The organism is Brevibacterium sp. HMSC24B04 (assembly GCF_001806835.1).
Lineage (GTDB): Bacteria > Actinomycetota > Actinomycetes > Actinomycetales > Brevibacteriaceae > Brevibacterium > Brevibacterium ravenspurgense.
Genome location: NZ_KV786093.1, coordinates 64,264 through 77,886 on the forward strand (window position 1 = coordinate 64,264; position 13,623 = coordinate 77,886).

The 13,623-nt window shown below is 61.1% G+C and carries 10 protein-coding genes; 5 read left to right on the top strand and 5 right to left on the bottom strand.

Translation table 11 applies throughout. From position 1 onward, the window contains the following. Positions 1-77 precede the first annotated feature (77 nt). From HMPREF3092_RS06780 to HMPREF3092_RS06790, 3 genes are all read left to right on the top strand, one after another. The gene (locus HMPREF3092_RS06780; RefSeq protein ID WP_176745705.1) at positions 78-1,514 is read left to right on the top strand and encodes a hypothetical protein; all 1,437 of its coding nucleotides are present in this window, start codon (positions 78-80) and stop codon (positions 1,512-1,514) included. A 67-nt stretch (positions 1,515-1,581) separates the two neighbouring features. Then, positions 1,582-3,786: an acyltransferase family protein gene (locus HMPREF3092_RS06785; RefSeq protein ID WP_083274303.1), complete on the top strand. Its 2,205-nt coding sequence runs from the start codon at positions 1,582-1,584 to the stop codon at positions 3,784-3,786. Continuing rightward, positions 3,783-5,228 carry a hypothetical protein gene (locus HMPREF3092_RS06790; RefSeq protein WP_070424310.1) on the top strand — a complete coding sequence of 482 codons (1,446 nt, stop codon included), beginning with the start codon at positions 3,783-3,785 and terminating at the stop codon, positions 5,226-5,228. The genes HMPREF3092_RS06785 and HMPREF3092_RS06790 overlap by 4 nt, the downstream gene beginning before the upstream one ends. A gap of 1 nt (position 5,229) precedes the next feature. On the opposite strand, the gene HMPREF3092_RS06795 is transcribed toward HMPREF3092_RS06790, so the two are convergent. The 5 genes from HMPREF3092_RS06795 to HMPREF3092_RS06815 all read right to left on the bottom strand — a co-directional run bounded on the left by HMPREF3092_RS06795 (position 5,230) and on the right by HMPREF3092_RS06815 (position 11,998). Further along, positions 5,230-6,693, bottom strand: a complete 1,464-nt coding sequence (locus HMPREF3092_RS06795) for a polysialyltransferase family glycosyltransferase (protein ID WP_070424311.1) — start codon at positions 6,691-6,693, stop codon at positions 5,230-5,232. Further along, positions 6,690-7,892: a glycosyltransferase family 2 protein gene (locus HMPREF3092_RS06800; RefSeq protein WP_070424312.1), complete on the bottom strand. Its 1,203-nt coding sequence runs from the start codon at positions 7,890-7,892 to the stop codon at positions 6,690-6,692. The genes HMPREF3092_RS06795 and HMPREF3092_RS06800 overlap by 4 nt, the downstream gene beginning before the upstream one ends. 100 nt (positions 7,893-7,992) lie before the next feature. Further along, the gene (locus HMPREF3092_RS06805; RefSeq protein ID WP_061941932.1) at positions 7,993-8,904 is read right to left on the bottom strand and encodes an N-acetylneuraminate synthase family protein; all 912 of its coding nucleotides are present in this window, start codon (positions 8,902-8,904) and stop codon (positions 7,993-7,995) included. A 30-nt stretch (positions 8,905-8,934) separates the two neighbouring features. Further along, the gene (locus tag HMPREF3092_RS06810) at positions 8,935-10,203 is read right to left on the bottom strand and encodes an acylneuraminate cytidylyltransferase (protein ID WP_070424313.1); all 1,269 of its coding nucleotides are present in this window, start codon (positions 10,201-10,203) and stop codon (positions 8,935-8,937) included. Positions 10,204-10,375: 172 nt separating this feature from the next. Beyond that, positions 10,376-11,998 (bottom strand): dolichyl-phosphate-mannose--protein mannosyltransferase, encoded by a 1,623-nt coding sequence (locus HMPREF3092_RS06815; protein WP_256174397.1) that lies wholly within the window; start codon positions 11,996-11,998, stop codon positions 10,376-10,378. Between the two features lie 102 nt (positions 11,999-12,100). Here HMPREF3092_RS06815 and HMPREF3092_RS06820 point away from each other — a divergent pair, with 102 nt between their 5' ends. Together HMPREF3092_RS06820 and rsmI are read left to right on the top strand one after the other, a co-directional pair. Continuing rightward, positions 12,101-12,595 (top strand): DUF4190 domain-containing protein, encoded by a 495-nt coding sequence (locus HMPREF3092_RS06820; RefSeq protein ID WP_070424314.1) that lies wholly within the window; start codon positions 12,101-12,103, stop codon positions 12,593-12,595. 111 nt (positions 12,596-12,706) lie between these two features. Further along, positions 12,707-13,549, top strand: a complete 843-nt coding sequence (rsmI, locus tag HMPREF3092_RS06825) for a 16S rRNA (cytidine(1402)-2'-O)-methyltransferase (RefSeq protein ID WP_070424315.1) — start codon at positions 12,707-12,709, stop codon at positions 13,547-13,549. Positions 13,550-13,623 lie beyond the last annotated feature (74 nt).

The following is a 13,623-nucleotide window of genomic DNA, read 5'->3' on the forward strand; positions in this document are numbered from 1 at the left end:
CCGCTGCCGAACCCCACGCTGCCCCTTTGCCCGCCGTGTCTGAACGTGCTCCTCTGAGCGCGGAGCACCGCCGGGTCATGAGCATGCTCGCAGCCATCGGCACGGTGCTTGCCGGCCTCATCATCTTTGCCATGTACCCCGGTGGAATCAGCCCCGACGGGGTTTTCCAGGTGCGGCAGATTCGCGGCGAAGTCCCGTACAACGACTGGCAGCCGGTCTCGATGACCTGGACGTGGCACCAGCTGACAAAGGTCTTTGGCACCGTCACGGCACTGCTGTGGGCACAGGTGTTCTTCGGCTGGGTGTGCGCACTGCTCACCAGCTACGTGCTGCTGAAGATCTCACGGCGCGCCTGGGTCGCAGCCCTGGGCCTGTTCATGCTGTTCATGCCGAACATGGTCAACATCCTCGGCGTCTTCTACAAAGACGTCCACCTGGCGCTCGCCCTGTACCTGGCAGTTCTCATGATGTTCCTGGCGCTGCTCCAGCCGAAAGGCCGCTGGGTGTGGGCTGCCGTCGCATTCGGCAGCCTGGTCTACGCGGCACTCGTGCGCAAAAACTCCGCCGTTGCCGTACTGCCCATTGTTGCGGTGTTCGTTCTGTGGTTCCTGCGGGCTCGCGGCAGTCGCGTGCGCGGCGAACTGGTCAAAGTCGGTGTCATTTCGATCATCGCCACCGGCGTTGTCGGCGGAACTGTGCTCGCCGCCGACAAAGCTCTCGTCGCCGCCACCGGCGCCACCCAGAACTCACAGTTCACCCAGGTGTTCATTGACGACCTCGTGTTCGGCATGCCCGAACAGGCCGTGCTCACAGCCGACGGCCCGCAGGCAGAAAAAGACCGCATCATGTTCGCCCGCGAAACGTGCAAGAAGCGCGAAGAACAAGAAGGCCGCGAAATCATCTGGGACGCCTACTGGAACTGCTACGGCCTGGGCGTCAACGGAGCGTACACAGAAGTTGAGGACCCCGACGCGGTGGTTGCCCTGTGGAAGGCAACTGTTCCACACCACCTGGGTGACTATGCCGAATACCGAGCCAAAACCACGTGGCGGTTCCTGACCAGCACCTCGTCAGTGGCATCTTCAGCCGTCCGGGGAGACCAGGTGGACCTGCCGCCCACCCACCCGAAAGCCCGGGACATCCACTCCGGCTACGTCTACGCCGCAGCCTACGGATACATGCCGTTTATGTTTTTAGGGATAACAGCGTTCACCGCCAGCATTGCCGGTGTCGTCGTCAGCCTGCGCACCCGCACCCGGTCCCTGGGAGCGTGCGCCGTTTTCACCTCGATCATTCTGTACGTGCTGACGTATTTCCCCACAGCACCGGCAGACCTGTACCGCTACAGCTACTGGCCGTTTGCCGGAGCGATGTTCGGCTGGCTGCTGATCGCCGCATCCCGCAGACACACCGGCAGGCTCCGCGCCGAAAAGAAGAACCGCGTCGCCAAGCAGAGCCGCACTGAAAAGGACATCCAACCAGTCGCGCACGATTCCGCCGCCGACTCTTATTAGTCTTAGAGTGCGAATCACACAGACAGCCAATTGACCGCCCACAGGCCGCCAAACGAACGAGGAGCCCATGCACCGTAGGTTTCGACCGGAAATCCAGATGCTGCGCGCACTGGCCGTCGTCACCGTGGTCGTCTACCACATCAACCCGGATTTCCTGCCGGGCGGATTCGTGGGCGTTGACGTCTTCTTCGTCATCTCCGGGTTCCTCATCACGGCGCACATGCTGCGCGAAGCCGAACGCACCCAAACGGTCAACCTTTTGACGTTCTGGGCCAACCGTGCCCGCCGCATCCTTCCCGCCGCGACCGTCGCCATTGTGGTCACTGCACTGGCATCCCTGTACTTCCTGCCGCGCAGCTCACTGTCCCAAGCGGCAATCGAAGGGCTGTCTTCGGCGTTCTACGTGCAGAACTGGGCGCTGGCCATCAACTCTGTTGACTATCTGGGCGCACAGAATTCGCCGTCGCCGTTCCAGCATTTCTGGTCGCTCTCGATTGAAGAGCAGTTCTACATCATGTGGCCGCTGGTGGTCATTCTGGCGGTGTGGATTGCCGGCCGGGCTGTTGCCCGCCACTCCCGAGGCGCCGTCCCGGGTGTCATGCGCAAGATCGGCACTGGGGGTGCTCACCACGTGTCACCCGAACAGCAGTTCCACAGGACGTTCCGGGTGGTTGTCGGCGTGCTCTTCGCCATCATCATCCTGGTGTCGTTTGTGTGGTCGGCAGTGCTGGTGGGGTCGGGAGACCCTACGGCGTACTTCGTCACGCAGTCCCGTATATGGGAGCTTGGCGCCGGTGGTCTGCTGGCCGTTGTCATGGTGGACACGGAGCGGTTCCCGCGCCTGCGCACGGTGATGGCCCTGGTCGGTATTGCCGCAATTCTTGTGGCCTGCATTTTCTACACCGGCACGACACCTGCATTCCCGGGTGTCTCTGCGCTTCTGCCGGTTCTGGGCACGATGGCTGTCATTGCCGCCGGCCGCACGCAGGGATTGGGGTCGCTTACCCCGATTGTTGATCTGAAAGCCGTGCAGAAGATCGGCAATTGGTCGTACTCGCTGTACCTGTGGCACTTCCCGCTGGTGGTGTTCTTCACCGCGCAGTTCGAACGTCACGCCAACACGATCGAAGGCACGGGTCTGCTGGTCTTCGCACTGGCTCTGGCCTACCTGAGCTTCAACTTTGTCGAAGAGCCGCTGCGCCGTAACGAAATGTTCAAGAAGCGCAGGTGGCTGACGGTCGAAGCCGCAGCAGTGTCCATGGTCGTTGCCGCGGCGGTGGCGCTTGTTCCGCAGTGGGCGGTCAACCGTGAATACGAACGGGTGCCCGAAGCACAGGAAAAGTACGACACTGTTGCAGACGATCAGGCCACGCAGAAACCTGAAGACGGTGAACCGCTGTTCGGGGCTCGGGCAATCAGCGATCCGCTGGAGTCGCTTGACCTGCCCATGCACGCGGAAGGGCAGAACGACTACTTCCCCAAAGCGGTCGACCTCATTGAGGACCGTCCGAAGTTCCCCGAAAAGTGCCACCCGTATCCGAATAAAAAGGAATCGGACACCATCCGCGGTTGCACTGTGCTCAACCCGGAGGGATCAAAGGAACTGGCTGTCGTGGGGGACTCCCACGCGGCCCAGTGGGTGCCGGGACTGGAAAAAGCACTCGAGGGAACAGACTGGAAGCTGCAGGTGTATGCGAAAAACGCCTGCGGACTGAACGCCACCCCGCGCAATTACAAGAACGAAGGGCTCAACTGCGTCGAGCCGGTGAAGAAGCTCGTCAAACACCTTGTGGACGAAAAACCTGACAAGGTGCTCATCGCCAATCTGGACGTTGACGACTATGACGTGGATGCAGCGCGGGAGCAGGGGCTCGCCGAATCTGATGTGGTCGGCTACGACGGGTACATCGAAACGCTAAAGCCGCTGAAAGATGCTGGCATCGACGTCGTAGCGTTCGGCGACACTCCTGTTCCGCCGTTCAACATGGCCGACTGCATGGGCCTGAACGAAGCCGATCCGGCAGAGTGCAACTTCAAGCGCGAAGACCCCAAACCAGACGGTGCTGACCTCGCACTGAAACAGGCTGCGGAGGACCTCGACATCCGCCGTTGGGATCCCACGCCCTATTTCTGCGGACAGTCCACAACATGCCCCGCCGTGGTCGGTTCCGTGGTTGTATACCGCGACCAGGACCATATTTCGGCATCCTATTCAGAAACCTTGGCCGACTATGTGGCCAAGGCCCTGAAGATTGAGACGGACAAGAAGTGAACGCACGATCCCGGTGGGACCTGCTTCTGTTCGTGCTGACAGCACTCTGCACCGGGATCACTATCATCGGCTTCGGCACGGGGCGTGCTGAGTTCGACATCATCGAACAGTTCCGACAGGTTGTTGGACAGAAGCAGATGAGTGACTGGCACCCGCCGATCATTGCGGTTGTGTGGAAAGGCCTTTACGGGGCCACCGGTTGGATCGGTTCGCTGTTCGCGTTCTCGGTGATTCTGTATTTCTGCGGTGTGCTGCTCATTGCTCGGAGCGTTCACCGTCGGCTGGGCAGCAGAGTGGGCTCGCTGGCGGTCATCGCTGTCTCTGTCAGCCCGTGGGCATATAGCCAGATCAACACCCCGTGGAAAGACACGATTCTCACTGGAACGCTGCTGATTGCGTGCGGCTGCGCCATGCTCATACGCCGCGGGGACCGGTCAAAGCGAACTGTGGTGCTTGCTCTTCTGACACTCGTTGTGCTCATCTTTGCGACACTGGTGCGCAAAAACGCCATTGCCGCTGTGGTCCCGATCTGCTTCTACTTGGCCTGGCAGCTGTGGCCGATTGCAGAAGGTGCGATGCGCAAGGTGTGGGCGCGCCGTGGTGGCGGGGCCAGTTCGCGCAGGAGACGGTACGCTGCGTGGATCGCGGGTTCTTTCGTACTGCTATTCACGGTTGGCGGAGGGGCAGTTGTCATCGATGCCGGAATCGCTAAGACCTGGAACGTCAAGGAAACCCATCAGGAGTATCAGGTGATGCTCGATGACGTCATGTTTTCGGTTCCCGAAGACGAACTCAATGAGGCTGCGGTTTCACAGCAGCTGAAAGACCGTCTGAATACCGCACGTGAGCAGTGTTATGACAATGGCGAATACTACGACGCGTACTGGAACTGCTTTGGCAAAGGCATCGGCGGTGACTACGAACCGATTGCCATAGCCCATAGAAACGGGCTGAAAAAGCTGTGGCGAGAGAACGTCATCACACACCCCGGACGCTATATTTCCTACCGGTGGTCGGTGTATCGCTACTACTTGACGACCTCAATGCTCGAATATCTAGAACAACCGGAGCTGATTGCGCAGGAAAGAGGATTCGGTCTAGGACCCGCGCAATTTGAACACGCAGCCAAAACGTATGTTGTGGACTTCGGCGCTGCGAAGCTTGGCTTCACATTCAAGCCGTGGTTCTGGTTGGCTGCTTCCATCGTCGTCGCTGCGCTGGGCCTGGTTAGCAGAGAAGGCCGTGCAGTGGTGCTCATGCTGACATCGTCAGCTTTCCTCTATATGATCGCGTATCTTCCGGTGATCCCCGAAGCCCACTTCCGCTATACGCACTGGCCCGCGGTTGCTGTTTCCCTAGCTTTCGTCGTCGTCGTTTCTGGACATCGGCAGCAAAAGCAAACGGCCCGCCGACAAGGTCGACGGGCCGCAGACGGGGCGTAGCTCAGTGCTTTAAGGTCTTGACCGTGCTCTTCACCTGCTTGCGCAGCTTACGGTACGGTGCGCGCAGAGGCGCCGGAAGGCGCGTCTCAACCTTGCCCGACGGTGACCATTTCCTTTTCGGCAAAGCTCCCGGAAGGTTGAGCTTCGTCAGTCTGCGCCTGCGGAAGTAGCCCAGATCTGTGGTGTGCTGAGCAGATTCCAGGAACGACTCAGCGTTTGCGCGAAGGTGTGGAACCACCTTGGGGCGCGATGCGTAGGCAATTGCTTCGATCAGGCCCTGCAGACGCGCAACGTCCGTGGAGCTGAGCTCGCCGCTGGAACCGTCCATGATCGCATCACAGATGACTGCGGGAATGCGGTTGGAGTTCTCGAAGGGAGTGAGGGCGCTCAGCACTTTCTGGGTGCCAACGGCAACAGCGGGAATTCCATAGGCGGCGCGCGCTGTCGCAAGTGTTGTCGAGAAACAGCCGATCACGCAGGCTGGCGTCAGATAAGCCAAGATCGCTTCGGCGATGACGGGACGGTCAAACACCGTGAACCCAAGCCCCAGCTTTTCAGCGGCTTCCCGCAGGGCGCTCACCGCAGCCGGTGGAGCCGCGGGGTGAGGTTTGAAGACCACGTGAGAGGCACCTCGGCGGTGTGCCTCCTCCATCATTCTGACGTGCAGCCGGTCCTCTTCATCGTCGGTGAGGATGTCGAGGGAGGCCAGGTACTGGCCCACCACCAGGGCAGTGGAGTCCCCGGAGAGCGAGCCGAGTTCAGCATCGAGAACCGCCCGGACTGTCTCCAGGCTTTCAAGAACCACGGAACGGTACGAATCCCACCCCAACGGAACAGGAACAATTCCGTGCTCGCTCAAAAGAACCGGCTCGAGGCCCTCAACATAGGGCAGGTAGTGGAGCGAAGTCATACGCTGACCGTTTGTCAGATGCAGCTGATTGCGGGTTGCCGCATAGGACATGAGTCCATCGGCGTGAACCCGCTGAAAAGCGGTGTGAAAAACACGGCCAATCGCCACAGCGGGGTTGACCTGCGGAGATTCAACAATGAGCTCAAGTTCGGCATCACCCAAATCCCACAGCTCACGCAGCAGACGCTCCCACACGGGAAGCTCCGTGTCGTTTGGAGACCACGTGGAAGGGTGAATGGGCGACAGTGTGGCGTTGAGATCAACCACGCGGTCAAAGCGGCTCAGTGCTGGCTGTGCTTCGGGCAGCTCCCACAGCAGTGCGGCGGTTTCAGGGGCAAGCGAATGGTTCGAAACGACCAGGACACGCTCATCAACGGAGGGGAAGTCTTCCCGCACACGCTGCTGCGCGGGCATCCCCTCAAGTGCGCTGTACGGCTGTCCAATAGGCAAAGACGCCACCTGCGGCAGCCAACCTGTGTCGTAGGCTCCATTGTCAATGCCCGCGGCCAGGGTCATCACCTGGGACATGGTGGAAACGAAGAACAGCTGCTTCATGCTGATGTCCTTTCTGCTTCCGGCAGATACCAGGAAATATGGGCCTGCCGCCGTTCGGTGCTGGTAGCGAAGACTTCACTGAAAACGTCCCGAGGAATGCGCTGAGCTACCCGGCGGCCGCCAGCCCGAAGCGCATCCTGCACCTCCTGAGGGATGTTCTGGACTGGCGGGAGGTCGCGCAGGTTCTTGGTGCTCTGAATGTTGCGGCGCTGTTCTTCCACCGCCGCCAAGAACATCTGCGAACGCCCGCGGCGACCAGTCATGCGGCGCTTAATCTGGTCAAGCATGGAGGAATCTGAGGACTCTGCTGTTTCGATTCCCAGTTCTGCAACAGCCTGAGCGTACGCGGCGGCCTGGATATAGCGCTTGTGATGGTGCTCCATCAGCGCAAACAGGTTGCGGGCCGCTTTGGGGTAGAAGGTATGGCCCTCGGGATCATTGTCCAGACGCTTGAAGATGAGCTCAAAAGCATCAAGGAACATCAGCTGACGCTCATCCAGAATCTGCGTGAGCGAACCGCTGACATTGCGTCGGTACATGATGCCCGGCGCATCGACTACGGCAAATGATTCAGCGTCCAGGTGCAGACCCCAGATCCAGCTGCGGTCTTCGGCGGTCATGAAGTCTTTTGGAAAGTACAAAAGACCGGAGTCGCGCAGGCGCTTGTGGAAGATTCCTGCCCACGCGTAGGGATAGTCCACCATTGTGGTGGTGTGCGTGGGGAGGATTCCGGTACGGGGATTGAGCGCGCGATTGCGAACCGACATGGGAGCCCGTTTGAGGCCACGCCGGTTGCCGGTGACGGTCGTGTGGTCGCATCGCACGAAATCAACGTTCAGACTGTCCATTGCAGCGAGCATTGTCGGCAAATGGTTCGGTGCAAGCCAGTCGTCGCCGTCAAGGAACACAATGTATTCGCCCTCAGCTCGGTCGAGACCCTGATTGCGGCCATTGGCCAAACCGACATTGGTCGGGTTGGTGATGACCTCAAAGTTGTCGAACTTCGCTCCGAACTCGTTGAGGACCTGCGGAGTGTTGTCTGAGCTGCCGTCATCGATTGCGATGACCTGCACGTCCTTGAGGTCGATGGGATCGGGCTGCAGCGGATGAGGCTCGGACTGCATAAGGATTGACCGGTAGACCTGCGGCAGATAGTGCGCACAGTCTTTCGCCGGAACGATGAGGGAAAGCTTGGGCATAGGGGTCTTTCGCTGTTCGGAAACTGCGGTGAACTCAGTTCGCACCCCGGCACGCCTGCCGAGGTGCGAACTGAGTGTCGATTGAGATGGCTGCTGTCGCTCAGCTGTGGACGCGCAGCGAAGCGATCTTGGGTTCTTCGCCCGGCATGACGCGCTTGTTGCCGTCACCCAGAGCGGTTTCGATTTCGCGGATCTGACGTCCCAGCGAAATGAACTCAGCCGGTTCCATGGAGGCCGACTGGTCCGAACCCCACATGGTCGAATCCAGCGTGATGTGACGTTCAACGGTCACAGCACCCAGGGCGACAGCCGCGGTGGTGATGGTGGTGCCCAGTTCGTGGCCGGAGTAGCCGACCGGAACGCCGTAGCGTTCGCGCAGAGCCGGGATGGCCAGCAGGTTCACTTCTTCTGCCGGCAGAGGGTAGGTCGAGGTGGCGTGCATAAGAACCAGGTTGTCGGTGCCGAGGATCTCCACGGCGCGGTCAATCTGCTCGAGAGTCGACATACCGGTGGACATGATGAGCGGCTTGCCGGTGTCGCGCAGAGCCTCAAGCAGCTTGACGTCGGTGATCGAAGCCGAAGCAACCTTGTGAGTGACAGCGTCGAACTTTTCGAGGAAGTTCACCGAGTCAACGTCCCACGGGCTGGCAAACCACTGCAGGCCCAGTTCCTTGGCGTAGCGGTCGATTTCGGTGTACTGCTCGTCTTCGAACTCAACGCGGTACTTGTATTCCAGGTAGGTCATTTCGCCCCACGGGGTGGAGCGCGGCTTCGACTTCTGGTGCTCCGGAACGGCCACTTCCGGGTTGCGCTTCTGGAACTTCACGGCCTGTGCGCCGGCAACCTTGGAAACATCCATGAGCTGCTTGGCCAGTTCGACGTCACCGTTGTGGTTGATGCCGATTTCGCCGATCAGGTAGGTGGGGTTGCCCGGTCCGACCTTGTGTTCGCCGATTGCAACAGGAGTGATGGTCTTGCCTTCGCTGGTGGTGGAGTAGGGGACAGCAGTCATGTCAATCCTTTCGGGTGGGAGGTTTTTAGCTCAGTGGGTGGTGGATGGCTGGGGTTCCTGGACACCTGCCGAATGGCGGGTGGGCACGTGGACGAGGTCGCAGACCTCGCGGACGGCACCTCGGCCGCCTTCTGATGCCAGCACGTGACGTGCGGCGGCAAGAACAGCCGGGTGAGCGTCGGCAACCGCAATCGGCCAGCCGACCTCGCTGAAGGCTTCAAGGTCGTTGATGTCATTGCCGACATAGGCAACCCGGGCCGGGTCCAGGCCGTGTGAAGCCATCCAGCCGGCAATCACGTGGGCCTTGTTGTCGATGCCCTGGGCAACTTCCACCCGCAGCTTCTCTGCGCGGCGCGTGACCACCGGGTTGCGTTCCTTCGACAGAATGAGGAACGGCACACCGGCCTTGACCAGGCGAGACACACCCATGCCGTCGCCACGGTGGACCGGCACTGATTCCGTACCGTCTTCGGCAACGAACACGCGGTCATCCGTGTGCACGCCGTCGAAGTCCGTGACAACAGCGTCAATGTCGAGTTCGCTCAGCTGTGAAGTGTCCTGCTGACGCTGATCGGCCAGCGCGCGAAGCAGCGTGAGGTCGGACAGTGAATCGATTTCGCGGGCATCGTCTTCCGGGACTTCCTGGATGCCGATCGAACCGAAGAAACGGTGGCCCGATTCCTGGAAGCCGGCAGTGCGCATGACGTAGAACGCGCCGGTTTCGGAGTAGTGCGGTTCGCGGTCTTGGCGACGTGGACGGAATTCAGCGCTGTGGCCAACGGCTTCAGCGGTGCTGTCGGCGCCGAGCTTCCACAGGAACGAATGGTCAACAGCTGCGGAGAACACGACGTCGTGACGTCCAGCTGCGACGGCTGCCGTGGCTTCGTCGAGGTCCTGCGGGTTGATGAACGGCGAGGTGCATTGAATGAACACCGTGATGTCAAAGGGCTTGTGGGTGCGGCTGAGCTGCGCGAGCGTGTACAGCAGAGCGGATTCGCTCGATGCGGTGTCGCCGCTGATGTCGTCGGGACGCATAACAACTTCGGCCCCGTGCGCGCGAGCTTCTTCTGCAATGCCCTGGTGGTCAGTGGAAACGACGACAGTGTCGATTTCAGTGCTTCGCTGAGCCGCTTCGATGGCTCGCGCCAACAGGGAGCGCCCACCGATCTTCTGCAGGTTCTTCAGCGGGATGCCCTTGGAACCACCACGGGCCGGAATGATCGCCACCGCCGATGCGGATTTTTCGCTGGGTGCGTTATCTGCGGCGGGGGACGGGGGAGTGTTGGCTGAAATGGTCATAGGGGGCCATTATCAGTAGCCCCTTGCGAACGGAATCTTAAATCGAAGCTACGCGACAGATAGATTCCGATTAACCTTTGTTCGAAATCGGAGGAGGTTCCTGGGTGGGCAGGCTGCCGAGGTGAGGCTCAGCTGTGGTGCGCGGTCGTGCTGGTGTTGGGTGCTCGGTCGGTCAGATCCAGGTGGGGTTGAGCATGCGCATGCGCCAGGAATCGTAGGGAATCGTGGTGCCCGTCCAGATGGGGTAGTAGAAGGCGAACACTAGGACCGCTGCTGCGAGGATCGCAGCGACTGCCAGGCGGCAGGCCCGCAATGACCGTGCTGATGTGCCGCCGGTGGCTGTTCCCCACACAATGCCGAGCGCGTAGACGAGTGCAAGAACAATGAACGGCACCATGACGATGGTGTAGAAGGTGAAGATTGTGCGGTGCTGGTAGTTGAACCACGGCAGCCACACTGCGGCAAGCCCGGCGAGGATTGCTCCGGCCCGCCAGTCGCGGCGCAGTGCCCAGGCCAGCAGAACAACGACGAGAGCCACGGTTCCCAGGCCCCACACCACGGGGTTGCCCACGGAGAGAATCGCAGCCGAGCACTTCTCGACCGCGCAGCCGTGTTCGCCAAGACCGTAGGAACGGTAGTAGAAGCTGGTGGGGCGCCACTGCACAGGCCAGCCCCACGGGTTGGACATGTAGGTGTGAGGTTTGTCGAGGCCGACGTGGAAGTTGTAGGCGGTGTAGTGATAGTGCGCAAGGCTGACCATCCAGTCAGGCAGGAAATCCCACCAGCCGCTGTTCTCAGCTGCCCAGCTGCGGTCCCAGCCCTTGGGGCTGAGAATCCAGCCCGTCCAGCACAGCAGGTACACGATGCCGGCCACCGGAACGAGGGACATGAACGCAGGCACGGAGTCTTTGCCGAGTGCCGCAAGCCACGGGCGGCGAATGCCTGCTGCGCGACGGTTGGCGACATCCCACAGAACAATCATGATGCCGAAAACAGCCAGCGCGTACAGGCCGTTCCATTTGACGCCGCAGGCAAGACCTAAGGCAATGCCGCCGGCCAGTCGCCACGGACGAAGACCCAGCGATGGGCCGAAAGAAGCCGGCATGAACCACGGTTTGGAGCCCGTGTGCTGCTTGTCGACACTAGGACCTGTGCGCTGCAGGATCTTCTTGCGGGCGTCGTCGCGGTCAATGAGCAGCAGCAAGAACGCGATGAGCACAAAGAACATGACGAAAATGTCTAGCAGGCCCGTGCGCGAATGAACGAAATGCTGCCCGTCAGCCGCCAACAGCAGGGCGGCCGCTGCACCCAGCCACACCGAACCGAACATGCGGATGGCAATGCGGGCGATGATCACAATGCTGATGGTGCCGATGAGCGCTGCCGTAAAGCGCCAGCCAAAAGGATTGGTGCCGTCGCCGAAAAGCAGCTGACCGACCCCGAGCATCCATTTGCCCAGCGGCGGATGGACAACATACGAAGGGTCATCGGTCAGCGCCGAGAAATCGCCGGCGGCGAACTTGCCGTTGGCGTCCTCAGCCCATTTGAGTTCGACCCCGTGATGGGCAATCGAGTAGGCGTCCTTGACGTAATAGGTTTCGTCAAAAACGAGTTCGCGCGGATGGTCCAAGCGCAGCATGCGCAGAAATCCGCCGACAGCGGCGATCAGCAGCGGCCACACCCAGCCCCACACGGAGGTGAGCGCAGGGTTCTGCGGCACGCAAGCGCGCAGCCCGCTTGGCCGGATGCGCTGTGCCCCGGTGCTGCTGCGCTTACCTGATGCCAATGAACTCACGGCGCCAGTTTAGATGGAGGCACTGACACAGCTGAACTGACAGCGGCGGTACCGGCGGGGCTACACTGGGCGCGTACGCACCCCGATCTTCGAGGAGCCGCAGTGTCCAGCTCGTATATTCCCCAGCCGCCTGAGGAACAGCCGCAGGGCAGTCTTCAGCCGTATTCACAGCCTGACAACAGCGGCTACCAAGGCCAGGCCTACGGGCAGCAGGCCTACGGCTACCAGGGTCAGTCCTACGGGCAGCCCTATGGCCAGCAGTACGGGCAGGTGTACGGCCAGCCCTACGGACAGCCGACTGGGTACTATCAGCAACCGGGCACCAACGGCATGGCAATCGGATCGCTGGTCAGTTCTCTTGTCGGATTCGTTCTCGGCTGGGCTTTCAGCCCGCTGTTCCTGGGCATGCTGGTCGGCATCGTGCTGGGACACATTTCGCTTTCCCAGATCAAGAAGACGGGCGAACAGGGCCGAGGCTTGGCCATCGGCGGACTGATCTGCGGCTACCTGGGCACTGCAATCTTTGTGCTGCTCATGCTGGGCTTCCTCGCGATCTTCGGCGTTCTCATCGGCTTCGGTGCCTTCGCAGGATCCTGACCCCCAGCTTTCGGAACCTGCCCCGCGCCGAACCGCGCTTGGGCCGCTGACCGGCGGGCACCTCGGCACCTCCCCAACACCTCGGCACTTCCAGAACAAAAGGACACGACCGTGACTGACAGCTCAGACCGCGCCGCCCTCGTGCTCGTGGGGACGCCGCTGGGCAACCTCGGGGACGCATCGCCGCGTATGCGCGAAGAAATCGCCGCCGCCGACCTCATTGCGGCTGAAGACACCCGCCGATTCCTCGATTTAGCCGAACGCCTCGAAGTCCAGCACACAGCCAAAATCATGAGCCTGTTCGACCACAACGAACAGTCCCGCGCCGAAAGAATCGCCGACGCCGTCGATTCCGGAATGCGCGTCGTGCTGCTCACTGACGCCGGCATGCCCGGTGTTTCCGACCCCGGCTACCACGTGGTCAAAGCCGTATCCGACCGCGGACTGCCCGTGACCAGCGCACCCGGTCCCACCGCTGTGACAACCGCGCTGGCGCTGTCTGGCCTGCCCACCGACCGCTTCACCTTCGAAGGCTTCCTGCCGCGCAAATCCGGCAAACGCCGCGCCCTGCTGCAGTCGCTGGCACGCGAAGAGCGCACCATGGTCTTCTACGAAGCCCCGCACAGAATCGTCCAGTCGGTCGAAGCGATCGTCGAGGTGTTCGGCCACGATCGCAGAATCGCGCTGTGCCGGGAACTCACCAAACTGCACGAAGAGGTCATCCGCGGTCGGGCCGCGGATGTGCTGCTCGACATTGCCGACGGCGTACGAGGTGAAATCGCCCTGGTCGTTTCCGGCACCGATGGTCCGGGTGTAGAGCCGGAGGATGTGCTGGAGAGGGTGTCTGAACTCGTCACCCAGGGCATGCGCGGCAAAGATGCAGCCGCGCAGGTCGCCAAAACCGCGGGGCTGAAGACCCGCGAAGTCTACGAGGCGTACCTGCACAGGGAGTGACCCGGGACCGGAGCCTGACCCCAGTGAAAGTCAGGTGCCGGTTCGGATGGTGGGCGGCACCTCGTCATGTCAGT